The organism is Streptomyces sp. Root1310 (assembly GCF_001426425.1).
GTDB lineage: Bacteria > Actinomycetota > Actinomycetes > Streptomycetales > Streptomycetaceae > Streptomyces.
In genome coordinates, this window is sequence record NZ_LMEQ01000006.1 from 67858 (window position 1) to 92284 (window position 24427).

Genomic DNA, 24427 nt, shown 5'->3' on the forward strand with positions numbered 1-24427 from the left:
GGGATCAGTTGGCCCACGGGGGAGTGATCCGGGTCCCGTCGGCCAGCTCCGCCTCCAGGCCGATGGACGTGGTGACCCAGGAGAGCGCGGTGTGATCGGTCGGGTTCTCGACGGCCAGGGTCGCCCCCGGGTTGACGATCACCGTGTCACCGGCCCTGATCCGCTCGGCGCGGCCGTCGAGCGTGAGGATCAGCTCGCCGACGAGCAGATGGAAGATCTCCTCCCGGTTGACGGTGTGCGCGGGAGCCTTCGTCCCGGCGGGGATCTCACCCCTCCAGGCGCACAGCTCCTTGCTGCCGGTGCGGGGAGTGGCATAGGAGACGAAGCGGGCGCCGTGGATCTCGTGGGTGACGGCGTCGGACGAACGGATGACGGGCATGGGTGTCCCCTGTCGGCTCGGTTTCGGCTGCTGAGGGATGTCGTCGCTGCCGGACATCCGCTCGAAGATGGTCAAGGAGCTTGACTATCTGTCTCCATGGTCAAGCTGCTTGACCAATCTGTCAAGAATGTTTCAATGCAGACGTGCAGAACTCCGAAGCCCTTGCCCTGAGCGCCGCCCTGCTCGCCGCCGCGGGCGAGCTCACCCAGCGCATCAATGACGGTGTCCTCGCCCGTGGATTCGAGGCGCGGCCCGCCTACGGCTTCGCCTTCACCCGGCTCGCCCCGGACGGCGCCACGGTCACCGAGCTGGGCGCGCACCTCGGAGTCACCAAGCAGGCGGCGAGTCAGCTCGTCGAGGAGCTCGTGCGGAAGGGGTATGCCGAGCGCCGGCCGCACCCCGAGGACGCGCGGGCCCGGCTGATCGTGCTCACCGAGCGCGGCTGGGAGTGCACCAGGGCGGCGGAGGAGGCGGCCGCCGAGGCGGTGCTGGCCTGGGTCGCCGTGCTCGGCGAGGGTCAAGTGCGCCTGCTGCGCGACCAGTTGTCACGCATCGCCCCCCATGGCCCCATTCGGCCCGTTTGGTGACGGCATATCAGTGAGTCCGGGTCGAGTGTGGCTATCGCTGGAAGTTTTTACTGACGCGTAACTTCACACTTCAGCTACTCGCCCGTAACTTGACGAGTGAACAGCATCCTCGTGATCCGGGTCACAGGGCGTAAGGCCATCGCATCCTCCCTTGAGCCGCAAGGAGATCACCCGATGCTGCCCTGGAAACGCGCGCTCAGACCACTCGCCGCACTGCTGCTGGCCGCCGCGGCCGCCACCGTCCCCGCCACCGCCGCCCACGCGGACTCCACCGCCACCACCGCCACCACCACCTCGGCGAGTGGCTGGAACGACTACCACTGCAAGCCCTCCGCCGCCCACCCCCGCCCCGTCGTCCTCGTGCACGGCACCTTCGGCAACTCGGTCGACAACTGGCTGGCCCTCGCCCCCTACCTCACGGTCCGCGGCTACTGCGTCTTCTCCGTCGACTACGGCCAGTTGCCGGGCGTCCCGTTCTTCAACGGCCTCGGCCCCATCGACAAGTCGGCCGCGCAGCTCTCCGCCTTCGTCGACAAGGTGCTCGCCGCGACCGGCGCCGCCGAGGCCGACCTCGTCGGCCACTCGCAGGGCGGCATGATGCCGCGCTACTACCTGAAGTTCCTGGGCGGAGCCGCGAAGGTCAACGCGCTCGTCGGTGTCGCCCCCGACAACCACGGCACCACACTGAGCGGACTCGCCAACCTGCTGCCCTACTTCCCGGGCGCCGAGGACCTGCTCTCGGCCGCCACCCCCGGACTCGCCGACCAGGTCGCCGGATCGGCCTTCCTCACCAAGCTCAACGCGGGCGGCGACACCGTCGCCGGTGTCCGCTACACCGTCATCGCCACCAAGTACGACGAAGTGGTCACGCCGTGGCGCACCCAGTACCTCAGCGGTTCCGACGTGCGCAACGTCCTGCTCCAGGACCTGTGCCCGGTGGACCTCTCCGAGCACCTGGCGATCGGTCTGTTCGACCGCATCGCCTTCCATGAGGTGGCCAACGCGCTCGACCCGGCCCACGCCACCGCCACCACCTGCGCGTCCGTCTTCAGCTGACGCGCAGGTGTTCCGCCGGGGCCTGTCCGACCTGAGCCGCCGGTCAGGCCCCGGAGCATCGAGGGAAACGGCGGCTCAGCGGCCGTGCCGTCCGCCGCTCACCGCGCGCCTGCGCACCGACCCGAACAGCAGCGCCGCGCCCAGCGCCAGGACGGCCGCGCCGCCCACCGCGAGATACGGGGCGCTGCCGTCACCGCCGGTCTCCGCGAGGCGCTCGCCCGAACCCTCGCCGGCACCGGCCGCACGCGGTTCGTTGGCCGTGCCGGGCGAATCGGCCGCGGTGGAGGGCTCGGTCGTGGCGGACGGCCCGGTCGTCGGGTCGGTCGTCGGGTCCGCCGTCGTGGTCGCGTCGTCGTCCCCGTGACCGTGGTGTTCGATCGTCGACTTGTCGGCGCCGTCCTTGATCTGCTCCTCGGAGGGCGCGGAGGCGGACGGCGCGGCACCGGTCCCCGCTCCTGTGCCCGGGTTCGTGCCCGCGAACGTCACGTCCGAGCAGGAGTAGAACGCCTCCGGACTGTCCGAGCGCTGCCAGACCGCGTACAGCAGCTGCCTGCCCGAACGCTCGGGGAGGGTCCCGGAGAAGGTGTAGAAGCCGCCCGACGCGACCGGGTCGGTGGCCGTCGCCACGGGGTGCTCCAGGTCGAGGTCGGACCAGGCCAGCGGCCCGGCGGGGTCGTAACCGGCCTTGGTGAGATAGACCTTGAAGGTGCCCTTGTGCGGGGCGGTGACGCGGTACTTGAAGGTGTACGCGCCGCTGCCGACGCTCGTCGCCGGCCAGTCGGCGCGGGCCAGGTCCAGGCCCTTGAACTCCTCGTTGTTCGCGCTGCACAGCCTGCCGTCCGGGATCAGCTCCTGGTGGCGGCCGTTCGCGTCGCCGATGCGGATGCCGTTCCAGTCGTACAGCGCCTGCGTCCCGCCCGCCGCGACCGCGGCCCGGCACGCGTCCGACTTCGGGCTCTCCGGGCCTTCCGCGTAGCACTGGGCGACCCGGCTGACCGGATCGCCCATCGACCCGTGCGCGGCCGCGGGCGCGGCGGACAGCAGGGTCAGGGCCGCCGGGATCAGTCCGACGGAGGCGACGGAGGCGACGGCGGCGGCCTTGCGGCGTGCGGGCATGGGGGAACTCCTCGGAACCGGAACAGGTGGTGGCCTGATGTGTGCCGGTACCAAGAAACCGCGAATTCGCCTGCCCGGGACGGTCCGTGGCGATCTTTAGGGTCGCCTTAAGGAAGCGCTGAGACTGGGATCAGGTAGGTAGCGTTCCCCGCATGACGAGCGAGGAGATCCGGCCCGCCACGGCGGCCGACGTGCCGGCCGTGAAGGCCGTGACGGACGCGGCGTACACGCCCTACATCGAGCGCATCGGGCAGGTGCCGCAGCCCATGGAGGCGGACCACGCGGCCGACGTGGCCGCGGGGAAGGTGTTCGTGACCGGTGACCCGACCGCCGGCGGGGTGGTCGGTCTCGTGGTGGTCGAGGCGTTCGCCGACCACCTGTTCCTGCACAGCATCGCCGTCCGTCCCGACGCGCACCGCAAGGGCGTCGGGCGGCGGCTGCTGCGTTTCGTGGACGCACGCGCGCGGGCGCTGGGCCTGCCCGAGGTCAGGCTCTGCACCAACGTGATGATGTGGGAGAACCAGGAGATCTACCCGAAGTACGGCTACGCGCTCGTGGAGCGGCGCGTGGACGGCCCGTACGACCGCGTCCACTACCGCAAACGGCTGGACTGAAGGCGGCGTCGCTCAGCCGTCCGGCCACCAGGTGCGTGCGATGTCCTTGCGCACCTCGGGGCGTCCTGCGGGCCGTTCGTCGACCTCGTCACGGATCCGGCGGGAATCCGTCTTCTTCAGGGGCTTCTGCACGGTCGTACGGCGCATGGCTGCCTCCTTCAGGAGCTACCGGGTTCCGCGTTGTCACGGAGGTAGACCCTTTGGGGGAGAGTTCCTCATCGGCCCCCCTTCTGTCAGTGGCGGCTGTCACGATTCGATTGTCAGTGGTGGGTGTCACTCTTGGGCACATGAGGAAAAAGAGTGACGAAGCGACCGCGCCGGGTGTCGACTGGGACGCGGCGGCGGCCGCCTTCGACGAGGAGCCGGACCACGGCCTGCGCGACCCCGGGGTGCGTGCCGCCTGGGCCCTGCGGCTGCGCGCCTGGCTGCCGGAGCGCGGCTGTGACCTCCTCGATCTCGGCTGCGGTACCGGCAGTCTGTCGCTCCTCGCGGCCGAGCAGGGACACCGGGTGACAGGGGTCGACCTGTCCCCGGCCATGATCGACCTGGCCCGCGCCAAACTCGCCGGGCGTGACGCGGTGTTCCTCCTCGGTGACGCGGCGGCGCCGCCGGTCGGCGAGCAGCGCTTCGACACCCTGCTGGTACGGCACGTGCTGTGGACCCTGCCCGACCCCGCCCGGGTCCTGCGGCACTGGCGCGGCCTGGTGCGACCCGGCGGGCGGCTCGTCCTGGTCGAGGGCGTATGGGGGGCGGTCACCCCGGTCGGCATACCGGCGGACCGGCTCACCGCCCTGCTGGCCCCGCTGGCCGAGCACACGCGCGTCGAACGGCTCTCGCAGGACGCCGGGCTGTGGGGCGGGGCCGTGACGGACGAGCGGTACGCGGTGGTGGCCACGGTGTGAGAGGGGGCGGCGTGCGGCGGTGCCGTGCAGGGTGGCGCCCCGCACGGCGGCGGACCGGCGGCCCCTCACTCCAGCAGGGACTCGAGCCCGCCCTCGGCGGTGGCCAGCACCTCCAGCTCGTCGAGGGCGGTCACCGCGGCCGCCGCGGCCGCCGGGTCCCGCTCCGCCAGCCCGCTCTCCTCGAACTCGTCCTCGTCCAGTCGCCGTACGTCCGTCCCGTCGGCGGAGCGCCACAGATCCAGGTCGAGGTCCTCCACGAGCAGTTCGCCGCCGGACAGCGTGGCCGGGCGGGTGACGTCGCAGTACCAGCCCTTCAGGGCGCCCGTCGCGTCGCGGACCTCCTTCACCGCGTACCAGCGGTCCCGCCAGTAGTACTCGGTGAAGACGTCGCCCGCCTCGAAGCGGACGAAGCCGAAGTCGCGGACGGCGTCCCCGGCCCAGGGGGCGCGCACGGCGATCCGGGTGCCGTCGTCGGACAGCAGCTCGGCCGCGTACCGGATCTTCGTCCGGCCGCCCTTGACGAGGACGACGTCCACCCGCCCTGCCGACTCAGCCGAGTTCCCGGACATGCCGCACCTCCGTCGCACAGATCTCGTACCCGAACCACTTGTTGATCGCGAGCATCGGCCCGTTGTCCGCGTCGTTGCCCGTGTACGCCTCCGTGTACCCCGCGGCGCGGGCCCGGTGCAGCGAGTCGTTCTTGACGAGCTTGGCCAGGCCCCGGCCGCGGTGGTCGCGGGCGGTGCCGGTCATGCCCGTGGTGTACCGGCCGTCGTGGGTGTGCGCCACGCTGAAGGCGACGGGACGGCCGTCGGCCACGGCGACCGAGGTCAGCTCCCGGTCCAGGTGGGGGTGGTTCCAGTACTCGTCGACCCAGGCGGCGTAGTCGGTGAACTCGGTGGCGATGTCGCCGGGTTCGTCCGAACCCGCCTCCGCGTCCAGGGCGAACAGCGGGTGCGGGTCGGCGGCGAAGTCGGCGGCCGTGCGCAGCTCGACGCCGGGCGGCGGGTCCTGGAGCGGTGGCAGCGCGGTGCGGGCCAGGTCCAGGCGGAGGAAGTGCGCGGAGCGGCTCGGCCGGTAGCCGTGTCGCGCGGCGAAGGCGCGGCCGGCCGGCTCGTCCAGGACCCATGCGAACACTCTCGTCGCCCCGTGGGCCGCCAGATGCTCCTCCGCGGCGCGGACCAGCAGGGTGCCCGCGCCGCGCCGGGTGCGCGCGGGATCCACGTACACGTTGAGGGACCCCTGGCCGGGCTCCGGGCTGTCCTGGGCGAGGCCCAGCTGGGCCGTGCCGATGATCTCGCCGTCCTCGACGGCTACCAGCTTGCGGGCCTGGGCCCCGGGGCGGGACAGCGAGAGGCCGTGCAGCACGGAGGCCGGGCTGAAGAACACATAGGGCAGGGCGCGGTGCCGGACCCGGATGAAGCCCTCGATGTCGGCGGGCGTCCCGGGGCGCAGGTCGCGCACGATGACGGTCATGTGAGCGCACGCTACGGTCGGGCGGCGCCCGCCCGCCTCCCAATTTCGGCTCCGCCCGCACTCCCGTTCCCCGGCGGGTGCGGGACAATCGGCCCGTGACCTTGAAGATCCACATCGATGAGAGCGCCGCGCCCTACGAACAGGTGCGGGCGCAGATCGCCGAGCAGGCGCGGTCGGGAGCCCTGCCGGTCGGGTACCGGCTGCCGACCGTGCGGGGGCTGGCCGAGTCGCTCGGCCTCGCCGCGAACACCGTCGCCAAGGCGTACCGGGCGCTGGAGGGGGACGGGGTGATCGAGACCCGGGGGCGCAACGGCACGTTCGTCGCCGCGTCCGGACCGGCGGCCGAGCGGGAGGCGGCGGGCGCCGCGCAGGCCTACGCCGAGCGGGTGCTGCGGCTGGGACTCACCGAGCAGCAGGCGTCGGCCGCCGTACGGGACGCCCTGCGGGCGGCCTACGAACGGTGACCGGCGGTGCCCGGTGTGCTCAGCGGTGCGCGGCCAGCGTGCCCGGCGTACGGGTCACGCCGAGCCCCGCCCGCTGCGCCGTGCGCCCGAACAGCGCCGCGTTCTCCACCGCCGCGCCGCCGGGGTCGTTGTTGAAGTAGGCGTAGACGTCGTTCCCCTCCCCGACCGCCCAGGTCGTGGCGATGCGGTCCAGCCAGGTCTCCAGGGCCCGGCGGCCGTAGCGCGGCCAGGGGTGGGCACGGCCCTGGTGGAAGCGGACGTATCCCCAGTCGGCGGTGCGCCACAGCGGGGTGACCGGGCGGGAGCCGACGTCCGCCCAGCACAGGGCCGCGCCTCGGGCCCGCAGGACGTCCCGCACGCCGGGCGTCCACCACGACTCGTGCCGCGGCTCCACCGCGACGCGCGTACCCGGCGGGAAGCAGGACAGACAGGCGTCCAGGAGCCCGGCGTCGGCCCGCAGGGTCGGCGGCAGCTGGAGCAGCACCGGGCCGAGGCGGTCGCCGAGGCCGGCCGCGTGGGTCATCAGGCGCCGTACCGGCTCCTCGGGGTCCTTCAGCCGCTTGATGTGGGTCAGATAGCGGCTCGCCTTCACCGCGACCACGAAGTCCGGCGGTACGCGCCCGGCCCAGGACGCGAACGTCTCCCGCGACGGCAGCCGGTAGAAGGCGTTGTTGATCTCGACGGTGGCGAAGTGCCCGGTGTACTCCTCCAGCCACCGCCGCACGGGCACGTCGGCCGGGTACAGGACGCCCCTCCAGTCCTTGTACTGCCAGCCGGACGTGCCGACGTACAGCGTCATACCTCCATCAGAACACCTGCAGGCGACACCTACAGGTACAGTCCCGCGTCCGAGCGCCCCCGGGGTTCGGGCAGCGAGGTCGGTGAGGTGCCCCGGCGCAGTGCGTACAGCTCGGCCAGCGTCGCGCCCTCGCGGCCGACGCCCTCCTCGGTACCGAGCCAGTCCACGGCCTCCCGGCGGGTCAGCCCGCCGACCTCGATGCGGGCCAGACAGCGGCCGGGGCGGACGACGGCGGGGTGCAGCCGCTCCAGGTCCTCGTTGGTCGTGACCCCGACCAGGACGTTGCGGCCCTGGCCGAGCAGGCCGTCCGTGAGGTTCAGCAGCCGGGACAGGGCCTGGCCCGCGGTGTGCTTGGCCTCGCCGCGGATCAGTTCGTCGCAGTCCTCCAGGAGGAGCAGCCGCCAGCGGCCCTTGCCGGTGCTGTCCTCCTCGCCGATCGCGATGTCCATCAGATAGCCGACGTCGGAGAAGAGCCGCTCGGGGTCCAGGACGCAGTCCACCTGGCACCACTCCCGCCAGGAGCGGGCCAGGGTGCGCAGCGCCGAGGTCTTGCCGGTGCCGGGAGGCCCGTGCAGCAGGAGCAGCCGGCCGGCGATGTCGTCCGGGGTCGTCCTCATCAGGTGGTCCATCGCCTCGGCGACGGGCGCCGTGTAGTTCGGGCGCACCTCGTCCCAGGTGCCCGCGGAGATCTGCCGGGTGGTGCGGTGCGGGCCGCGCCGCGGGGAGACGTACCAGAAGCCCATGGTCACGTTCTCCGGCTGTGGCTCGGGTTCGTCCGCCGCACCGTCGGTGGCCTGGTCGAGCACCTGCGCGGCCAGTTCGGCGGTGGTCGCGGTGACCGTGACGTCGGCCCCGCGGTTCCAGCGGGAGACCAGCAGGGTCCAGCCGTCGCCCTCGGCCAGGGTGGCGCTGCGGTCCTCGTCCCGGGCGACCCGCAGCACGCGGGCGTGCGGCGGCAGCAGGGTCGCGCCGGAGCGCACGCGGTCGATGTTCACCGCGTGCGAGTACGGCTGCTCGCCCGTCGCGAAGCGGCCGAGGAACAGCGCGTCGACGACATCGGACGGGGAGTCGGAGTCGTCGACGTTGAGCCGGATCGGCAGTGCGTCGTGCGGGGGTACGGACATGCCGCCATGATCCGGCACAAGAGCGCCGCCCGCACCCGGTTTCCGCAGTGCGCGAGGTACGCCCGGTGTGTCGGGAGTGCCGGATGCCGGGAACGGGTCCCGCCGGGGGTGGGTGGCCCCGACGGGCTCGGCCGGGGCCACCCCTCAGACCCGCTGCCGGAGCCGCCGGGTCCGCCGCACCACGGCGTACCCCTTGGTGAGCGCCCGGTCCCTCGCGAACGTCCGGCCGATCGCCCGGCCGTCGACGAGCCGCTCGAACTCCTCGGCGCTCGTGGCGCGCCGTACCGTCACCCGCCGCAGGGCGTACGGCCCCTGGGCGCGGTGGGCGAGGGAGTTGCCCACGGCGAGCGCCTGGGCGAACCCGTGTCCGCGTACCGCCGTGCGCACCCGGCGGCTGGAGTAGCCGTACGGGTAGGCGAACGACACGGGCGCGGTGCCCAGTTCACCGGCCACGATGTCCCGGCAGCGGGTCAGCTCGGCGCGCAGCCGGGCGTCGTCGAGCTGGTCGAGCTGCGGATGGGTGTGGCTGTGGCCGCCGATCTCGACGCCGTGGTCCGCCAGTCCGCGCACCTGCCGCCAGTCCAGCATGGTGTCCAGGCCGCCGCCGGTGTCGTAGGCGCCCCGGACCCAGCCGGTGGTGACGAACAGGGTGGCCGGGAAGCCGTGCTCGGCCAGCGCCGGGAGGGCGTGCCGGTGCACGCCCTCGTAGCCGTCGTCGAAGGTGATCAGGACCGGCCGCTCCGGCAGTGGCCGGCCGGACCGCCAGCGGGCCGCCAGACCGGCGGTGGTGAGCGGGGTCAGCCGCCGCTCCGCGAGCACCGACATCTGTTCGGCGAACGCCTCGGGCGTGACCGAGAGGGCGCGGGTGGCGGTGTTCGGGTCGGCGGCCACCGCGTGGTACATGAGGATCGGTACGCCCGCCCCCGTCATGCGGCCCGCTCCACCTGGTCCACCGGGATCGGCACCACGGCGAACGTCGTCCCCGCCCGCCGCGCCCGCACGCTGCCGACCAGGTACCCGCCGGCCGCCGTCAGCACCCCGGTGACGATCGCGGCCGCCCGCCGGGCCCCGCCGGGCCGGGCCAGCAGCTGGTCGCGCAGTCCGCGGACCACACCGGCCGGCAACACCCGCGTGGCGTAACGGCGTTCGGACTCCAGACCCTTGTCGGTCCCGACACTGCGCGCGACGAGCGCCTTGGACAGGCCCTCGGCGTAGGTGCGCGTGCGGAAGTACCCGAAGTGCTCGCGCGCCTCGGGCACCTTGTGGTGGATCACCGCGCGGTCGTCCATCAGCAGGATCGCGTCGGGTCTCGCGCGGCTGAGCCGGATGCACAGATCCGTCTCCTCCCCGCCCATCGGGCGTTTGCTGCCGTCGCGTCCGATGCCGGTGGCGAAGCCGCCCACGAAGTCGAACGCGGTACGCCGGAAGGAGGCGTTGCCGCCGAGGATGTTGCGCACCCGCACCCGGCCGGGCGGCAGGCCCCGGTAGGAGCAGCCCACCACCCAGTCGAACTCCTCGGGGAACCAGTCGGGCCGCCGCCCGGAGGACCAGACGGGCACCGCCCGGCCGCCCACGGCCAGGACCCGGGGATCGGAGTACGGGTCGGCGAACCGGCGCAGCCAGTCGCGCTCGGCGACGGCGTCGTCGTCGAGGAAGGCGACGACCTCGCCCCGGGAGACGGCGATGCCGGTGTTGCGGCCGGCCGACAGACCGCGCGGGCCGGCGTTGGGCAGCACCCGCACCCCGCCGGTCTCCTTGTACTCGCTCCTCAGCCGGTCCAGGAGCGTCGGGTTGTGGTCGACGACGACCAGGGTCTCCAGGGCCGCGTGGGTCTGCGCCCGTACCGAGGCGACCGCCGCGAGGATGTCCTCCCAGCGGTCCTCGGTGTACACACAGATGACCACCGAGACGTCGATGGCGCTCAAGACGCCTCTCCCCGGCCCGAGTCGAGCATCGGCGAGCGGCGGACCAGCCGGCGCAGCGCCCGCCGGTTGGACCGCTCCTTGAGGATCACCCGCAGCACGCGCAGCCCGTCGCGGACGGCGCGCAGATTGCTGACGCCGTGGATGCGCAGGTACTCGTGGCTGGGGATCTCCTGCACCTTCAGCCCGGCCTTGACGACCCGGATGTTCATCAGGGTCTCGACCTCGAAGCCGGTGCAGTCCAGTTCGATCTTGTCCAGGCAGTGCCGCCAGAACGCGTTGTAGCCGTAGCAGAGGTCGGTGTAGCGGGCGCCGAACTTGCGGTTGACGATGGCGCACAGGACCCGGTTTCCGAGCATGCGGACGAAGGTCATGTCGTCGGTGCCGCCGCCGTTGGCGAAGCGCGAGCCCTTGGCGAAGTCCGCGCCGGAGACGAGGGCGGAGACGTACGACACGATCTCGTTGCCGTCCGCCGAGCCGTCCGCGTCGACCATCACGATGATGTCGCCGCTGCACGCCTCGAAGCCGGTGATCAGGGCGTCGCCCTTGCCGCGGCCCTGCTGGCCGACGACCTTGATGCCCGGCCACAGCCCCCGCGCGACCTGCACGGTGTCGTCGGTGGAGTTGCCGTCGACCAGGACCACCTCGTGGATCCAGTCCGGCAGGGTCTTGAACACGTACGGAAGGTTCTCGGCCTCGTTCATCGCGGGGATGACCACGCTCACCGGTGGCGCGATGGCCAGGTGAGAGGAGATGGGCCGGTACTTGCCGACGGTCGACGGGCTTTCGAGATCCTGGCCCGGTGTCGCCGGTTGCAGAACGGAACTCATGAGTCTGGTCCCTCTCGTCCGGTGGGCCGCCCGCCCCTGGGCGGCCAGGAATCCACGTCCGGTTCGAAAGGGGGGTTTCTCACCCATGGCGGAGTGATCTCCGCGCAGACACGGGTGAGCTGGCAGAACTGACCGGCCACCGTCGAAGGACGGCAGCCGACCTCGCGCGGCACGGCCCGGTCACCAGCGCGGTCACCGAGCACGGCACCCCCCTACCGCGCTCCCGCCCCGATACCGCCGCGGTCCCTGAGCCCTCCCCTGGAGCCGTTGCCGACGGTCCGATGCGAGTGAGATGTATGACGGTATTGATGATTACGCCCGGATGGCAAGCCCTTGGCGGCTCACTTACCTTTTTGTTCGTTTGACCGTTACAGAATGATGCGTCCCCTCGAAAGGAACCGGCGCAGGAATGGACACGGGAGCGAACAAAAGTGTTCCCCGGAGCCGTGGAGGCCTCCGGGGAACGGTGGTTCAGCTCAGTGCCGCGCGTTCCGCAGGGGTCACGGGACGATCTTGAGGAGCTTGTTCGGTGAGCCGGTGCCCGGGCTGGTGACCACGTTCGAGGTCGCGCCGTTCACCAGGGCCGTGGCCACCTGCGCCGGGGTGGCCGAGGTGTGGCCCGCCAGGTAGACCGCGGCCGCGCCCGCGACGTGCGGGGTCGCCATCGACGTACCGGAGATGGTGTTCGTGGCGGTGTCGCTGGTGTACCAGCCCGCGGTGATGGAGGAGCCGGGGGCGAAGATGTCCAGCACCGAGCCGTAGTTGGAGTAGCTGGCCCTGGCGTCGGCGCTGGTGGTGGCGCCGACGGTGATGGCCTGGGTGACGCGGGCCGGGGAGTACGAGGAGGCGTTGGCGCTGCTGTTGCCCGCCGCCACCGCGTAGGTGACACCGCTGGCGATGGAGTTGCGTACCGCGGTGTCCAGCGTGGTGGACGCGCCGCCGCCGAGCGAGAGGTTGGCGACCGAGGGGCCTGAGTGGTTGTTCGTGACCCAGTCGATGCCCGCGATGACGCCCGCGGTGGTGCCGGAACCGGCGTTGTCGAGCACCCGCACCGCCACGATCTTCGCCTTCTTGGCGACGCCGTAGGTGGAGCCCGCGATCGTCGTGGCCACGTGGGTGCCGTGACCGTTGCCGTCGGAGGCGGTGGTGTCGCCGTCGACGGCGTCGTAGCCGTAGGAGGCCCGGCCGCTGATCTGGGAGTGGGTGATGCGGACGCCGGTGTCGATGACGTACGCGGTGACGCCGCTGCCGGCCGTGTCCGGGTAGGTGTACGTGCCGGACAGCGGGAGCGAGGTCTGGTCGACGCGGTCCAGGCCCCAGGGGGCGCTCGACTGGGTCGTGTCGCTCACCCGGACGGTCTGGTTCTGCTCGACGGTGGCGACCGCCGGGTCCGCGGCCAGTCTCCTCGCCTCGGTGGCGGAGAGGGTGGCGGTATAGCCGTTCAGCGCGGAGCCGAACGTCTTCCCGACGGTGCCGCCGTAGCCCTTGACGAGGTTCCTGCCGGTGGCCGAGGACGCCTTGAAGCCCGCCTGCGACTTCAGGGTGACGATGTAGCTGTCCTTGACGGCGGTGGGGGAGCCGGCCGCGAGGACCTTGCCCTCGGCCGGTGCGGCCTGGGCGGGGAGCGCGGTGAGCCCGCCGACGAGGGCGGCGGCCGCCACGGTGGCGGCGGCGGTTATGCGGGCCTTGTTGCTACGCAGTTGTGCCATTACGAGGGAGTCCTCCTCTAGGCAGCCCGCGCCTGGGTCGGGCGCACGGCTGTGGGGGAGTGCGCGCGGTCGCGCACACGGCCTCGAACGTCGCGTTCCGTTCGCGGCTGAGGTAAAGCCTCGGCCGTCTATGTGCGTAGAACAAGGAAGTTGAGTGGTTGTCAACAACCTTGACATGGTCACGCAACACCAGCCCCACAAAGCGGTGCGAACGATCCCGCTAGGGGCCGGAAAGTCTTGGCATGGACACTTCCCGTCAACACGCGTAGTTGCTACGAACGTTGTGGCAGAGATCCTGCTAAGGGAGGTTCCATGAGACGTTCCCGACTTGTCGTATTCGTGAGCTCACTCCTCCTCGCCCTCGGCACCGCCCTCACCGGGGCGGCCTCGGCGCAGGGCGCCCAACTCGCCGCCACAGGCGGCTATGTGGCGCTGGGGGACTCCTATTCCTCCGGCGTCGGCGCGGGCAGCTACATCAGCTCCAGTGGCAACTGCAAGCGCAGCACCAAGGCGTACCCGTACCTCTGGAACGCCGCCCACGGCCCCTCGTCGTTCACCTTCGCGGCTTGTTCCGGCGCGCGAACGGATGAAGTTCTGGCGAGTCAGCTCGGCGGCCTGAACTCCTCGACCGGCCTGGTCTCCATCACCGTCGGCGGCAACGACGCGGGCTTCGCCGACGTCATGACGACCTGCGTCACCGGCTCCGACAGCACCTGCCTGTCCCGCATCAACACGGCCAGGGCCTACGTCGACTCGACGCTCCCCGGCAGACTCGACACCGTCTACTCCTCGATCCGCGCCAAGGCGCCCAACGCGCGCGTCGTCGTCATCGGCTACCCCCGCTTCTACAAGCTCGGCACGGTCTGCCTGGGTCTGTCCGAGACCAAGCGCTCCGCCATCAACAACGCGGCCGACTACCTGGACGCCGCGACCGCCAGGCGCGCCGCCGCCCACGGCTTCGTCTTCGGCGACGTCCGCACCCCGTTCGCCGGCCACGAGATCTGCTCCGGCAGCTCCTGGCTGCACAGCCTCAACTGGCTGAACATCGGCGAGTCGTACCACCCGACCGCGTCCGGCCAGTCGGGTGGCTACCTGCCGGTCCTGAACAGCGCCGCCTGATCCGTCTGATCCATCCGTTCCACCGGCTCCGCCGGCTTCGTCACTCCGAGGCAGAAGGTGAGGGGGAGGCCCCGCCCGTCGGGGTCTCCGTCTCGCAGGTGACCGAGAACGGGACCGAGTTGGACGTCGTCTTCACCGGATCACGGACCTCGACGGCGATCGAGTTCCGGTACGTCCCGCTCTCGGCGTACGTCGACACGATCACCTGGTCCTGCTTGGACTTCCCACCACCGGACGGGAAGTCGAGCGTCTTCCAGGTCTGCCCGGAGAGCTCACCGTCCTTCGACACCCAGCGGTAGGACACCGTCGCGGGCAGCCGCCCCACGGTGATCGTCGCGGTGAACGCGGGCGCGTCCCCGTCCGGCGGCGGACAGCTGCCCGCGTAGTCCGTGTGCGCACCGGCGACGGTGACCGACACGGTCTGCGCCGGAGCCTCGGAACTCTCGCTCTCGCTCGGACTCGGGCTCGGCGACTCGCTGGCCTCCTCGCTCTTCTCCGGCTGCGTCGGCGGCGAACTCAGCACGTCCGTCGTGCTGTTGGTGACCCCGCCGCCGTCGGCGTCGCCGCCCCCGTCGTCGCGGTTCAGCAGCCCGTACGTCAGCCCGGCGACAGCCAGCGCCAGCACCACCACACCGGTGGCGAGGACCACACCGGCGCGCCTGCTCCGGTGCGGCTGGGCCGAACCGGTCGTCGTCTCCGGGGTGGCCGACCAGGGTCGGGGCGGGGTCGGGGACGACGGCTCCTGACGGAACGGCTCGGCCGGGGTCGAGACCGTCGGCGGATACGGCGCGAACGGCGCCGGTGGCGTCGAACGGACCGTGTCGCCGCCGCGAGGGGCACCGCCCGCCGCGACCAGCCGCAGGTCCTGCTCGGCCCGGTCGGCCGGCAGCCGTTCGGCCGGGTCCTTGCGCAGCAGGCCCTCGATCACGGGCGCGAGCGGCCCGGCCCGGCGCGGCGGCGGCAGCTCCTCGTCGACGATCGCGCGCAGGGTGCTCAGCGGAGTGTCGTGACGGAAGGGCGAGTTGCCCTCCACCGCCGCGTACAGCAGCACGCCCAGCGACCACAGGTCCGACTCGGGCCCCGGGGTGCGCCCCAGCGCCCGCTCCGGCGCGAGGAACTCGGGGGAGCCGATGACCTCGCCGGTCATCGTCAGGGCGGAGGTGCCCTCGACGGTCGCGATACCGAAGTCGGTGAGCACGACCCGGCCGTCGTTCGACATCAGCACGTTCGCCGGCTTCACGTCCCGGTGCAGCACTCCGGCCTCGTGCGCGGCCCGCAGCGCGGACAGCACCTCGGCGCCGATGTGCGCGGCCCGGGACGGTTCGAGCGGTCCCTCGGCGTCCAGCAGCTCGGCGAGGGAGATCCCGCGCACGATCTCCATGACGATCCACGGCCGCCCGTCCTGCGTGGCCACGTCGTACACCGTGACGACGTTCCGGTTCGCGACCCGGGCCGCGGCCCAGGCCTCGCGCTCCAGCCGTGCGTACATCCGCTCGACGTCCGAGGCCGCCAGTCCGTGCGGCGCACGCACCTCCTTGACGGCGACCTCGCGGTGCAGCACTTCGTCCCGGGCCCGCCACACCGTGCCCATGCCGCCCTCGCCCAGCGGGGTCAGCAGGCGGTAGCGGCCCGCGATCAGACGTTCACTGCCCGGTTCTTCGGACACCGCGCCCCCATTTCGCTCTTCGTATCCGGGCGAAAACCTCCGCAACCCCACAAACGTAGCTCAGCCGAGTACGGATGCGGCCCCCTTGAGCACCAGTCCCGCGCCGAGGGCGACGACGAGGAACGCGGACCACAGGGGCAGGTTGCGGCGGACCAGCGTCACGACCGGGTGGGTCGTCCAGCGCGGCTGCCGGTCCAGCAGCCGGGTCGCGCCCGCGCCCAGCCTCACGACGGCGAAGCCGGCGGCCGTCAGGGTCAGCGCGAGCCCGACGCCGTACGCGACGACGAGCAGCAGCCCGAACCAGGCGTGCCCGAGCGCCGCCGCGCCGACCAGCACGACCACGGCGGACGGGCTGGGGACCATGCCGCCGGCGAAGCCGAGGAGAAGCGTGCCGCGGAGCGTGGGGGCCACGGCGTGGGTGTGGGTGTGACCGCCGTGGGTGTGCGTGTGGGCGTGACCGTGCTCGTGCCCGTGCTCGTGACGGTGGTCGCGGACGTGCTCGTGGTCGTGCTCGTCGGCGTGCTCGTGGTGGCGGCCGCCGTCGCTGTCGTGGGCCTGGTCGTGCCCGTGCCCGTGCTCATGCCCGGGGTCGTGATGGGCATGGGTGTGCGGGGTGGGGGCGCCGACGAGGGCGAGTTGACGCGCGGGGGCTTTGACGGGCTCGTGGGTGTGCGGTTCGGCCCCGTGCGGGTCGCTGCCGTGTGGATGGGGGTGCGGATGCGGGTGGGTGTGTCCGTGGGGGCTGTCGGGGCCCCGGCCGCGCCAGGCCCGGCGTGCGAGGGTCGCGCCCGCGAAGAGCACCAGCGCGCCGCTGGCCAGGCCCAGCCAGGCGATCACCGAAGGCGCCGCGGCCGAACCCGCGGTGACGAGGAGGCCGAGGGCGACGACGCCCAGGGTGTGCGTGACGGTGACGGAGGCGGCCAGGGGGAGGACGTCCTTCATCCGGGCCCTGCCGCCGCGGGCGGCGGCCGTCGCGGCCATGAGGGTCTTGCCGTGCCCCGGGGCGACCGCGTGCATCGCGCCGAGGCCGATGGCGATCACCAGGGCCAGCGCGGCGAAGCCGACGGTGAGGTCCTGCCGGGCGACCAGGTCGTCCAGGGCCCGCGTCCAGCGGTCGGCGCCCCGCGGCAGCACGGACGCGGCCGGCGCGTCCCGGTCGTCCTCGACGAGGGCCGCGCCACCGGGCCGCACCCGCACCGAAGCCGTCGAGGTGTCGGCGGGCGAGGAGAGCAACTCCTTGGGATAGCTGGTGAGTTCCGACGAGAGCGACTTCTTCGGTACGTCGGACTCGGAGAGCGTCATCCGGTCGCCGCGCGCGGTGATCTCGCGCCAGCCGGGTCCGGAGGAGGCGCCCTCGCCGTGGAAGGTGAGGGAGAGGGTGTCCTCGCCGGACACGGCGGGCAGCGGTGCGGTCAGCCCGCACTCCAGGCGCAGGGTGTCGAGCCCCGCCTGACCGGGCCGTACGACCGCCTTGGCGGCGCCCGCCGTGAGGGTGACGGCACGGCCGTCCACGGTCAGCCTGCTGCCGGTCGCGGCCGTCGCGCAGCGCTGCCGGGCCCACTCGGTCATCCCGAGCCGTTCGATGTCGGGCTTCGCCTGGGTCGCCGGGATCTCGGCGAGGTCCTCGACATGGTCGACGCGGAGCTGTCCGGGGGCGGCGACGAGACCGTCGTAGCGGTTGACGGTGAAATTGCCGAGGGGATGCGCGCTCGCGTTGGCGGAAGGGACCAGCGCGAGCGCGCAGCCGGCCGTGAACACGGCCGCGCAGGAAGCCAGCAGACGACGGGAAATCACTTGCTCGCCTCCAGCGTCTTGAGAGCCGTACGGGCCTCACGGGCGCCCAGCGGGGAGAAGCCGGGGTTCAGCTTCAGGGCGGCGGCGAGGTGGGTACGGGCGTCGGCGGGGTGCCCGGTGGCCTTCTCGATCATCCCGCGGTGGTAGAGGAAGGACGCGTTGCGGTAGCCGGTGGCCGTGGCCCGCCGGGCGTAGGGGAGGGCCTCGGCGTCCTTGCCGTTGACGTGCAGGGCCCAGGCGAGGGCGTCCGCCGTGTGCACGGTGTGCCGGCGGGACCAGTCGTCGCGGGCCGCGCGCAGGGCCGTCGTCCGGTCGCCGTGGTCGGCCGCGGCGAGCGCGGTGTCGAGGTCGGCGTTGACGCCGTTGGCGCGGGCGATGGCCGTCCACGCGTCGACGAGCAGGTACTGGTTCTCGGCCTTCGCCTCGTCGCCCTCGCCGCCCCGGGCCTCGTACAGCTCGCCGAGCTCCACCAGCGGTCCGGGGAGCGGGTAGCGGGCGACGATGAGCTCCAGCCCCCTGACGGCGTCGTCCCGCCGTCCGCTCGCCGCCTGGGCGCGGGCACGGCCCTCCAAGGCGGGGAGGTAGTTCTCGTCGGCGGCGAGCGCACGGGCGTAGTGGGTGAGCGCGGTGGCGTAGTCGCCCTGGTTCCACGCGAGTTGACCGAGCTGTGCGGCCACGTAGGCGATGTCGCCGGGTGAGGTGGACGCGGCGAGCGCCCGCTCCAGGACCCGGCGGGCGGTGGTGACGTCACCGCGCAGCTCGTGCACGTACGCGTAGCGGGTGAACACCGGTACGCCCGGCCGCCGTTCGTCGGCCGTCTTCGCGGCCTCCTCGGCGTCGTCGTAGCGGCCGAGTTCCACGAGGGCGTCGATACGGGAGCACAGGGCGCGCTCGCTGTAGGGGTTCTGCCTCAGCGCCTGGTCGGCCAGGTCGAGGGCGTTCGCGAAGTCGTGCCGGGCGGCGGCGAGGGCGGCTCGGCCGGCGAGCGCCTGGTCGTTGTCGGAGCGCAGCGAGAGGGAGCGCTTCAGGGCCTGTTCGGCCTGCGGGTAGCGGGAGGGGTCGCCCTTGGTGCGGGCCTGCTCGACATAGGCGAGCCCGAGGGTGGCCCAGCCGCCGAAGTCCCGTGGCTGCGCACGGAGATGGGCCTGGAGTGCGGTGATGCTCGAGTCGAGGTCGCCACTGGCGAGCAGCCCGGGGGAGACCGCCGCGGCGGTCGACACGGGCACGTTCTGTCCGTCCCGCACCGCCCCGAGCGCGACCGCTCCGGCGGTGAGTGCCACGGCCAGCATGGCGGCGCAGGCGCTGAGTTGAGCGGCCCGCCACCGACGCCCGGCGGCACCCGCCCGCCGCACCGCGGCGACCCGCTCGTCGCCACCGACGGCGAGCGCGCCACCGTCACGGTTGCCTGCACCGGCCTCGGCACCGGCACCGGCCTCGGCACCGGCGAGAGCCTCGGTGCGAGCATCGGTCTCGGCGGCAGCCTCGGTGCGAGCACCGGTCTCGGCGAGAGCCTCGGTGTCGGCGCCGGTTTCTGTCTCGGTGCCGGCCCCGGGCCCGACCTGGGCTTCCGTCCTGGACTCGGCCGCAGCCTCGCCCCCGGCCCTGGCCGCAGCCTCGCCCTCTGCCCTGGCCGCAACCCTGGCTTCGGTATGGGCGGCGGTGTCGGCGTCTGTAGGCGCGTCGGCCTGGGTCTCGGCCCGGGTGTCGGCTTCCGCCGTGTCCTCGGGCTTCGCCTCTGCCGTGGTCTTCGTGTCCGAGGCTTCCTCGGAGGCCGGGCCCGGACCGGGGTTCGGCGCCGGTCGGCCGGGCTTCGCGAGCGGTCCGCCGGAGGCCGGTGCGCCGGAAACCGGTGTGCCGGAAACCGGTACCGGTCGGGCGGAGGCCGGTCGGGTGGGCTCCGGTTCGCCGTCGTTCGTCCGCGGGGACATGCCCTCTCCTAGGTCGCCTGGGGTCGTTCAGCCTGCTCGCACGAGGGTGGCGCGGCCCGCGCCGTGGGGGATGAGTACGCGGGCCGCGCCAGTCTGTGAGGCGGGCCGGGGAGCGCAGGATTCTCCCCGGCCCGCTCGGGAGGAGGGCCCGGTGGGCCCTGCTCAGGAGGAGGGCCTAGTAGGCCCGCCGCCGCCCGCGCCACCACATCAGGCCACCGCCGATGAGGAGGATGCCCGCCGCGCCGGCGCCCGCGGAGGACGCGATCAGCGTGGTGTTGCTGTCGGAGCCCGTGAGGGCGTCACCGAGCTGGCTGCGGACGTCGGCGCCGCTCTTGGCGGTCGCGCCGCGCGAGCCCTCGGTGGGCAGGGCCACGTACGGGAAGTACTTCTCGAAGGACTTGTCGTTCTTGTCGACCGCGTCGCCGAGGTCGTTCTTGGAACCGACCAGCTCACCCTCGACGACCTGGAGCGAGGCGTCGATCACGTCGTCGGTGAGGCGACGGCCGTTCGGGAAGCCCGCGTTGTCACCGTCGAGGACACCGAGCCGCTTGGGGCTGGCGGTCGGCTTGATCGAGGTGTTGAGGCGCAGTTCCTCCGACGGCGTCACGTAGGGCGGCTGGTTGAGGCCCTTGACACCCTTCAGGAACACGTCGACGAGGTCGTTGCGCGGCTCGGCCGGCGCCTTGATCTTGTAGATCGCCTCTATGAGCTTGGGCAGCTCGGGGTTGGTGACGTTCTTCAGGAACTGGCCGTCGTCCTTCGGCTCGGACGCGTTGAACTTGTCCTTGTCCTTGATCGGGTTGACGACCTCGTTGACCAGCGGCATGCCGAGCCGCGAGACCTGGGAGTAGTGGCCCTGGGCGTTCTCGCGCTGGGTCGTCGACCAGATGCCGACGATCGGCTGGTGCTCCGACTCGGCGATCATGTCGTTCGGGACCTGAAGCGCGATCGAGTTGACGTTGTAGCCCTTGAGCGTGTCGTTGCCGACCTCGGAGAGGTCACCGCCGTACAGCAGGTCGAAGACGCGCAGGTCGAGGAAGAACGGGTCGTCGGCCTGGCCCGCGAAGGTCTTGGCGCCGCTGGAGAGCTTGTAGATCGCCTGGTCGCGCAGCTTCGAGTAGTGCGGCATCGAGGCCTTGCCCACGTTCGACGGTGCCACCGGCACGTCGTCCGCGATCTTCGTCTCGTGCTGGACCTTGCCCTTCTTCGACTTGATCAGTTCGAGGTCGTACGTCTGTGTGATGTTGAGGTCGGCGTCGTCCAGGCTCTCGACGACTCCCGTGTTGTAGAGGAACGTCTTCTTGTTCTTCACATGCGTCTTGAAGGTGTAGCGGAAGGTCAGATCCTCCTTCGCGTCACCGTTGTTGTCGATGTGCAGGTCGTACTGGGCGTCCTCGGCGAAGGGGAAGAAGTTGGGACCGCCGGCCGGCTCCTCGAAGGGGATCCAGTTCGCGACGATCGTCGTCGTGTCCGGGTGGTCCGGGCTGACGAAGGCGTACACGTCGGTGTTGTCGTACTGCGGGGTGCCCGAGATGAGGGGGGCCTCGCGGTGGCTGGAGGCGTAGGCCGCCCCCGGCACCAGCGTGGCCACGCCGGCGGCTGCGAGCCCCCCGGCGGCCAACGCACCGCAGACGAGGGTCGCGACGCTCCTGCGTCCGTTGCCGCTCCTGGAGAAAGCTGTCATGCCGTCCGTCCTCTGTGCCAAGTTGCCTGACGGACAGTGATACGGAGCGGGGGGTGGTTTCGGATTGGTCGAATCCCAAAAACTTTTTCTTTCCTGCTCACCCGCGTTTTCGGCGCTTCGATACGTACCCCCCATCCGGAGGTGTGTTCGTTGCGAATGCCTGGTGTGACGGGGCGGCCCGGGTGTGGTGGCCGCAGGGAGGGGGACCGCATGGAGGCGGACGAGCTACTGGTGCTCGTGGCTGGGGGCGACCAGCGCGCATTCGAACAGCTCTACGGACTGGTGTCGGGGCCGGTGTTCGGGCTCGTGCGCCGGGTCGTCAGGGATCCCGCGCAGTCGGAGGAGGTCGCCCAGGAGGTGCTCCTGGAGGCCTGGCGCTCGGCCGGCCGGTTCGATCCGAACCGGGGCAGCGCCCTCTCCTGGATCCTCACCCTCGCGCACCGCCGCGCCGTCGACCGGGTGCGCAGCGCCCGTGCGGCCGTGGACCGTGAGCAGCGCGAGGCGTCGCGCTATCACGACCCGGCCTTCGACCAGGTGGCCGAGGAGGTCGAGGCGGGCCTGGAACGCCAGTTGGTCCGCCGCTGCCTCGACCGGCTGACGGCGCTCCAGCGCCAGTCCGTCACCCTCGCCTACTACGACGGCTACACGTACCGTGAAGTGGCAGACCGGCTGTCGCTGCCGCTGGGCACGGTGAAGACCCGGATGCGTGACGGACTCACGCGGCTGCGCGACTGCCTGGGAGGTGCCGCATGAGTGTGCTCGGCCTGTTCCGCCGCGAGGACCTGCACTCGCTGGCCGCCCCCTACGCGCTCGACGCCCTCGAACCCGACGAACGCCGCCGCTTCGAGAAGCATCTGACGGGCTGCGACCGCTGCTCCGCCGAGGTGCGGGAGCTGGCCGAGGACGCCGTCCGGCTCGCCTGGTCCCAGGCCGCGCAGCCGCCGGCCCACCTGCGCAGCCGGGTGCTGGCGGCCGTGCAGAGAACGCCGCAGGAGTCCTCCCGCGCGCCGGGGAGGGAGTACGCGCCCCAACTGCCCCCGCACGTCTGGGGCGCGCAGTCGCCGCCGGGACGCTCCGGGGGCACCTCCCACGCGTCCGGCCGTGGGGGAGCGCCCCGCGCGCGCCGCCCGCTGTTCGTGCCGTTCGCCACGGCCACCGCCGCGGCGGCCCTCGTCGTCGCCTCTCTCTTCGCCGTGCAGGCGGGCCGCGCCCAGGACGAACTGAACGCCGAGCGCGACCGGGCGCGTGAGATCGCCCACGTTCTCGCGGCTCCCGACGCGCGGGCGAGCACCGGCAAGGACGCGCAGGGCCGCGGTATCGGAGTGATCGCCTCCGCCGAGGAGGGGGAGGCGATCGTCACCCTGAGCGGATACGGCGATCTGCCCACCGGACAGGCGCATCAGCTGTGGCTCATGCGCCCCGACGCGCAACCACGCTCCCTTGGGCTCTTCGACGGCGACACGCCCTTGGTCGCCACCGGTCTCGACAAGGTCGCGACCTCACTCGCTGTGACCGTCGAGCCCGACGGGGGGTCACCACAGCCCACTACGCAGCCGGTTGTCCAACTCGCCCTGAAATCGGTTGGATTCGGAGAGTGATCGGGGAGGGGTCGTCAACCCCCTTACGGGGAAGGTGAATCCTGTGAGCTCGATACACGTGTGCCTCGACGGGGCGATAGGGTTACCCTGCCCGGGCCGGGTGGACTCGTACGGGTGGGGAGTGACATGGAACAGATAACGATGCACAGCAGGGCACGCGTCCCTGCGATCACCTGCGGGAGCAGTGCGACCAGTTCGCGCCTCGACCGCCATCTCTCGGTGCTGGCGGGCCCCGCCATACCGCAGCGCGAGACGCTCGAGGCGACCTCGCTCATGCGGGAGCTGACCGCGCGTGAACCCGCGCGCGTGCACGGCCCCAAGACGGCGCGGGCACGGGTGAGCCGTGTCTCGCTCTTCGCGCCGCTGCGCCGACTGCGGCGTTCACTGTTCGGAGGCAACAAGCACTGACCGGCCGGCGCGTCCTCACGTACTGAGTCCGCGCTCAGGCGGCCACACCGTCCCGGCGCAGCGCTGCGATCTCCTCGTCCGTCATCCCCACGGCACGCAGCAGCGCTTCGGTGTGTTCCCCGAGCGCGGGCACGTCTCCCATCCGTGCCTCCGCCCCGCCCGGCAGTGTGATCGGGGGCAGCAGTGCCCGCAGCGGCCCGACCGGCGTCCCCACCTCCCGCCACCGCTGACGGGCCGCCAGCTGCGGATGTTCCGCGAGCTCGTGCAGATCCCTCAGGCGTGCGCACGCGATGCCCGCGCCCTCCAGCCGGGCGAGCGCCTCGTCGGCGTCCAGGGCGCCCAGCGCCCCGGCCACCAGCGCGTCCGTGCGCTCCCGGTTCACCACCCTGGCCGCGTTCGTCGCGTAGGCCGGATCCGTGCCCGCGTCGGGTCGGCCGAGGACCTGTACCGCCAGCCGCCGCCACTCCCGGTCGTTCTGCACGGAGAGCAGCACCCGCCCGCCGTCCGCGGTGGGGTAGGCGTCGTAGGGCGCGATCACCGCGTGCGCGAGGCCGGTGCGGGCCGGAGCGGTGCCGCCGTGCAGCGTGTGGTGCAGCGGATGTCCCATCCACTCCGCGAGCGCCTCCAGCATCGACACCTCCACCGGCCCGCCCCGCCCGGTCGTGCCCCGCCGCACCAGCGCCGCCAGCACGCCGGAGAAGGCGTACATGGCCGCCGCGATGTCCGCCGCCGGGATTCCCGCCTTCACCGGCCGCTCGGGCGTCCCGGTCACCGACACCAGCCCCGCCTCGCACTGCACGAGCATGTCGTACGCCCGCTTGTCCGCGTACGGCCCGCTCGCGCCGTACCCGGAGATGTCGACGGCGACCAGTCGCGGATGCTCCGCGCACAGGGTGGCCGCGTCCAGGCCCAGCCGGGCCGCCGCCCCCTGCGCGAGGTTCTGCACGAACACGTCCGCGTCGGCGACGAGCCGCCTTACGACGTCCAGGCCGCGGGGGTCCTTGAGGTCCAGCGCGATGGACTCCTTGCCCCGGTTGCACCACACGAAGTGCGAGGCGAGGCCGGCGGCGGCCGTGTCGTAGCCGCGGGCGAAGTCACCGCCGTCGATCCGCTCGACCTTGATCACCCGGGCGCCGAGATCGGCGAGCTGGCGGGTGGCGAAGGGGGCCGCGACCGCCTGCTCGACGGCGACGACGGTGAGGCCCTCCAGGGGCGGCGGCAGCGGCGGGGGGCTCTGGTCCATGGGGTGGAT

General features: G+C 72.3%; 25 protein-coding genes. 9 read left to right on the forward strand and 16 right to left on the reverse strand.

Translation table 11 applies throughout. From position 1 onward, the window contains the following. Positions 1-4: 4 nt before the first annotated feature. A complete protein-coding gene (locus ASD48_RS14840) occupies positions 5-379 on the reverse strand; it encodes a cupin domain-containing protein (RefSeq protein ID WP_057602157.1) in 375 nt (124 codons plus the stop codon). A 143-nt stretch (positions 380-522) separates the two neighbouring features. Here ASD48_RS14840 and ASD48_RS14845 point away from each other — a divergent pair, with 143 nt between their 5' ends. Further along, complete coding sequence (locus ASD48_RS14845) at positions 523-966, forward strand: MarR family winged helix-turn-helix transcriptional regulator (RefSeq protein WP_057602055.1); 444 nt, start codon at positions 523-525, stop codon at positions 964-966. A gap of 174 nt (positions 967-1140) precedes the next feature. After that, a complete protein-coding gene (locus ASD48_RS14850; protein ID WP_057602056.1) occupies positions 1141-2022 on the forward strand; it encodes an alpha/beta fold hydrolase in 882 nt (293 codons plus the stop codon). Positions 2023-2097: 75 nt separating this feature from the next. Here the strand turns inward: ASD48_RS14850 and ASD48_RS14855 are convergent, their stop codons facing one another. Continuing rightward, positions 2098-3138 (reverse strand): lytic polysaccharide monooxygenase, encoded by a 1041-nt coding sequence (locus ASD48_RS14855; protein WP_057602057.1) that lies wholly within the window; start codon positions 3136-3138, stop codon positions 2098-2100. 152 nt (positions 3139-3290) lie between these two features. Here ASD48_RS14855 and ASD48_RS14860 point away from each other — a divergent pair, with 152 nt between their 5' ends. Further along, positions 3291-3752 (forward strand): GNAT family N-acetyltransferase, encoded by a 462-nt coding sequence (locus ASD48_RS14860; RefSeq protein WP_057602058.1) that lies wholly within the window; start codon positions 3291-3293, stop codon positions 3750-3752. 12 nt (positions 3753-3764) lie between these two features. On the opposite strand, the gene ASD48_RS45975 is transcribed toward ASD48_RS14860, so the two are convergent. Next, positions 3765-3899: a hypothetical protein gene (locus ASD48_RS45975; protein ID WP_020128204.1), complete on the reverse strand. Its 135-nt coding sequence runs from the start codon at positions 3897-3899 to the stop codon at positions 3765-3767. A gap of 140 nt (positions 3900-4039) precedes the next feature. On the opposite strand from ASD48_RS45975, the gene ASD48_RS14865 reads away from it, so the two are divergent. Next, on the forward strand, positions 4040-4654 hold the full coding sequence (locus ASD48_RS14865; protein WP_057602059.1) for a class I SAM-dependent methyltransferase: 615 nt from the start codon (positions 4040-4042) through the stop codon (positions 4652-4654). A 65-nt stretch (positions 4655-4719) separates the two neighbouring features. Here the strand turns inward: ASD48_RS14865 and ASD48_RS14870 are convergent, their stop codons facing one another. Further along, positions 4720-5223 (reverse strand): DUF402 domain-containing protein, encoded by a 504-nt coding sequence (locus ASD48_RS14870; protein ID WP_057602060.1) that lies wholly within the window; start codon positions 5221-5223, stop codon positions 4720-4722. After that, positions 5204-6130, reverse strand: a complete 927-nt coding sequence (locus ASD48_RS14875; RefSeq protein WP_057602061.1) for a GNAT family N-acetyltransferase — start codon at positions 6128-6130, stop codon at positions 5204-5206. Before ASD48_RS14875 ends, ASD48_RS14870 begins: the two co-directional genes overlap by 20 nt. Before the next feature lie 95 nt (positions 6131-6225). Here ASD48_RS14875 and ASD48_RS14880 point away from each other — a divergent pair, with 95 nt between their 5' ends. Further along, positions 6226-6594 carry a GntR family transcriptional regulator gene (locus ASD48_RS14880; RefSeq protein ID WP_057602062.1) on the forward strand — a complete coding sequence of 123 codons (369 nt, stop codon included), beginning with the start codon at positions 6226-6228 and terminating at the stop codon, positions 6592-6594. 19 nt (positions 6595-6613) lie between these two features. On the opposite strand, the gene ASD48_RS14885 is transcribed toward ASD48_RS14880, so the two are convergent. From ASD48_RS14885 to ASD48_RS14910, 6 genes are all read right to left on the reverse strand, one after another. After that, a complete protein-coding gene (locus ASD48_RS14885; RefSeq protein ID WP_057602063.1) occupies positions 6614-7393 on the reverse strand; it encodes a DUF72 domain-containing protein in 780 nt (259 codons plus the stop codon). 29 nt (positions 7394-7422) lie between these two features. Beyond that, a complete protein-coding gene (locus ASD48_RS14890) occupies positions 7423-8517 on the reverse strand; it encodes a DUF5925 domain-containing protein (RefSeq protein ID WP_057602064.1) in 1095 nt (364 codons plus the stop codon). 144 nt (positions 8518-8661) lie between these two features. Beyond that, positions 8662-9447, reverse strand: a complete 786-nt coding sequence (locus ASD48_RS14895) for a polysaccharide deacetylase family protein (protein ID WP_057602065.1) — start codon at positions 9445-9447, stop codon at positions 8662-8664. Continuing rightward, positions 9444-10442 carry a glycosyltransferase family 2 protein gene (locus tag ASD48_RS14900; protein WP_057602066.1) on the reverse strand — a complete coding sequence of 333 codons (999 nt, stop codon included), beginning with the start codon at positions 10440-10442 and terminating at the stop codon, positions 9444-9446. Before ASD48_RS14900 ends, ASD48_RS14895 begins: the two co-directional genes overlap by 4 nt. Further along, complete coding sequence (locus ASD48_RS14905; RefSeq protein WP_057602067.1) at positions 10439-11269, reverse strand: glycosyltransferase family 2 protein; 831 nt, start codon at positions 11267-11269, stop codon at positions 10439-10441. Before ASD48_RS14905 ends, ASD48_RS14900 begins: the two co-directional genes overlap by 4 nt. Positions 11270-11769: 500 nt before the next feature. After that, complete coding sequence (locus ASD48_RS14910; protein ID WP_057602068.1) at positions 11770-12978, reverse strand: S8 family peptidase; 1209 nt, start codon at positions 12976-12978, stop codon at positions 11770-11772. Between the two features lie 312 nt (positions 12979-13290). Here ASD48_RS14910 and ASD48_RS14915 point away from each other — a divergent pair, with 312 nt between their 5' ends. Next, a complete protein-coding gene (locus ASD48_RS14915; protein WP_057602069.1) occupies positions 13291-14097 on the forward strand; it encodes an SGNH/GDSL hydrolase family protein in 807 nt (268 codons plus the stop codon). A gap of 40 nt (positions 14098-14137) precedes the next feature. On the opposite strand, the gene ASD48_RS14920 is transcribed toward ASD48_RS14915, so the two are convergent. The 4 genes from ASD48_RS14920 to ASD48_RS14935 all read right to left on the reverse strand — a co-directional run bounded on the left by ASD48_RS14920 (position 14138) and on the right by ASD48_RS14935 (position 21169). Beyond that, entirely contained in the window at positions 14138-15763 is a 1626-nt protein-coding gene (locus tag ASD48_RS14920) for a serine/threonine-protein kinase (RefSeq protein WP_057602070.1), read from the reverse strand. A gap of 60 nt (positions 15764-15823) precedes the next feature. After that, entirely contained in the window at positions 15824-17557 is a 1734-nt protein-coding gene (locus ASD48_RS14925) for a sulfite exporter TauE/SafE family protein (RefSeq protein ID WP_057602071.1), read from the reverse strand. After that, positions 17554-19485 (reverse strand): tetratricopeptide repeat protein, encoded by a 1932-nt coding sequence (locus tag ASD48_RS14930; protein WP_057602072.1) that lies wholly within the window; start codon positions 19483-19485, stop codon positions 17554-17556. Before ASD48_RS14930 ends, ASD48_RS14925 begins: the two co-directional genes overlap by 4 nt. Positions 19486-19660: 175 nt before the next feature. Continuing rightward, positions 19661-21169: a DUF4331 domain-containing protein gene (locus ASD48_RS14935; RefSeq protein ID WP_199875798.1), complete on the reverse strand. Its 1509-nt coding sequence runs from the start codon at positions 21167-21169 to the stop codon at positions 19661-19663. A gap of 210 nt (positions 21170-21379) precedes the next feature. On the opposite strand from ASD48_RS14935, the gene ASD48_RS14940 reads away from it, so the two are divergent. The 3 genes from ASD48_RS14940 to ASD48_RS14950 all read left to right on the forward strand — a co-directional run bounded on the left by ASD48_RS14940 (position 21380) and on the right by ASD48_RS14950 (position 23175). Then, positions 21380-21922 (forward strand): sigma-70 family RNA polymerase sigma factor, encoded by a 543-nt coding sequence (locus ASD48_RS14940; RefSeq protein WP_054239311.1) that lies wholly within the window; start codon positions 21380-21382, stop codon positions 21920-21922. Further along, positions 21919-22767 carry an anti-sigma factor gene (locus ASD48_RS14945; RefSeq protein WP_057602073.1) on the forward strand — a complete coding sequence of 283 codons (849 nt, stop codon included), beginning with the start codon at positions 21919-21921 and terminating at the stop codon, positions 22765-22767. The genes ASD48_RS14940 and ASD48_RS14945 overlap by 4 nt, the downstream gene beginning before the upstream one ends. 126 nt (positions 22768-22893) lie before the next feature. After that, positions 22894-23175, forward strand: coding sequence for a hypothetical protein (locus tag ASD48_RS14950; RefSeq protein ID WP_079073766.1), 282 nt, complete (start codon positions 22894-22896; stop codon positions 23173-23175). A 34-nt stretch (positions 23176-23209) separates the two neighbouring features. On the opposite strand, the gene ASD48_RS14955 is transcribed toward ASD48_RS14950, so the two are convergent. After that, entirely contained in the window at positions 23210-24418 is a 1209-nt protein-coding gene (locus ASD48_RS14955; RefSeq protein WP_057602075.1) for a CaiB/BaiF CoA-transferase family protein, read from the reverse strand. Positions 24419-24427 lie beyond the last annotated feature (9 nt).

Bases quoted from the DNA above. Each gene is read 5' to 3' on its own strand.
- ASD48_RS14840 (WP_057602157.1), bottom strand. From the start codon at position 379: ATGCCCGTCATCCGTTCGTCCGACGCCGTCACCCACGAGATCCACGGC.
- ASD48_RS14850 (WP_057602056.1), top strand. From the start codon at position 1,141: ATGCTGCCCTGGAAACGCGCGCTCAGACCACTCGCCGCACTGCTGCTG.
- ASD48_RS14855 (WP_057602057.1), bottom strand. From the start codon at position 3,138: ATGCCCGCACGCCGCAAGGCCGCCGCCGTCGCCTCCGTCGCCTCCGTC.
- ASD48_RS14860 (WP_057602058.1), top strand. From the start codon at position 3,291: ATGACGAGCGAGGAGATCCGGCCCGCCACGGCGGCCGACGTGCCGGCC.
- ASD48_RS45975 (WP_020128204.1), bottom strand. From the start codon at position 3,899: ATGCGCCGTACGACCGTGCAGAAGCCCCTGAAGAAGACGGATTCCCGC.
- ASD48_RS14865 (WP_057602059.1), top strand. From the start codon at position 4,040: ATGAGGAAAAAGAGTGACGAAGCGACCGCGCCGGGTGTCGACTGGGAC.
- ASD48_RS14870 (WP_057602060.1), bottom strand. From the start codon at position 5,223: ATGTCCGGGAACTCGGCTGAGTCGGCAGGGCGGGTGGACGTCGTCCTC.
- ASD48_RS14875 (WP_057602061.1), bottom strand. From the start codon at position 6,130: ATGACCGTCATCGTGCGCGACCTGCGCCCCGGGACGCCCGCCGACATC.
- ASD48_RS14885 (WP_057602063.1), bottom strand. From the start codon at position 7,393: ATGACGCTGTACGTCGGCACGTCCGGCTGGCAGTACAAGGACTGGAGG.
- ASD48_RS14890 (WP_057602064.1), bottom strand. From the start codon at position 8,517: ATGTCCGTACCCCCGCACGACGCACTGCCGATCCGGCTCAACGTCGAC.
- ASD48_RS14895 (WP_057602065.1), bottom strand. From the start codon at position 9,447: ATGACGGGGGCGGGCGTACCGATCCTCATGTACCACGCGGTGGCCGCC.
- ASD48_RS14905 (WP_057602067.1), bottom strand. From the start codon at position 11,269: ATGAGTTCCGTTCTGCAACCGGCGACACCGGGCCAGGATCTCGAAAGC.
- ASD48_RS14910 (WP_057602068.1), bottom strand. From the start codon at position 12,978: ATGGCACAACTGCGTAGCAACAAGGCCCGCATAACCGCCGCCGCCACC.
- ASD48_RS14915 (WP_057602069.1), top strand. From the start codon at position 13,291: ATGAGACGTTCCCGACTTGTCGTATTCGTGAGCTCACTCCTCCTCGCC.
- ASD48_RS14930 (WP_057602072.1), bottom strand. From the start codon at position 19,485: ATGTCCCCGCGGACGAACGACGGCGAACCGGAGCCCACCCGACCGGCC.
- ASD48_RS14935 (WP_199875798.1), bottom strand. From the start codon at position 21,169: ATGACAGCTTTCTCCAGGAGCGGCAACGGACGCAGGAGCGTCGCGACC.
- ASD48_RS14940 (WP_054239311.1), top strand. From the start codon at position 21,380: ATGGAGGCGGACGAGCTACTGGTGCTCGTGGCTGGGGGCGACCAGCGC.
- ASD48_RS14945 (WP_057602073.1), top strand. From the start codon at position 21,919: ATGAGTGTGCTCGGCCTGTTCCGCCGCGAGGACCTGCACTCGCTGGCC.
- ASD48_RS14950 (WP_079073766.1), top strand. From the start codon at position 22,894: ATGGAACAGATAACGATGCACAGCAGGGCACGCGTCCCTGCGATCACC.
- ASD48_RS14955 (WP_057602075.1), bottom strand. From the start codon at position 24,418: ATGGACCAGAGCCCCCCGCCGCTGCCGCCGCCCCTGGAGGGCCTCACC.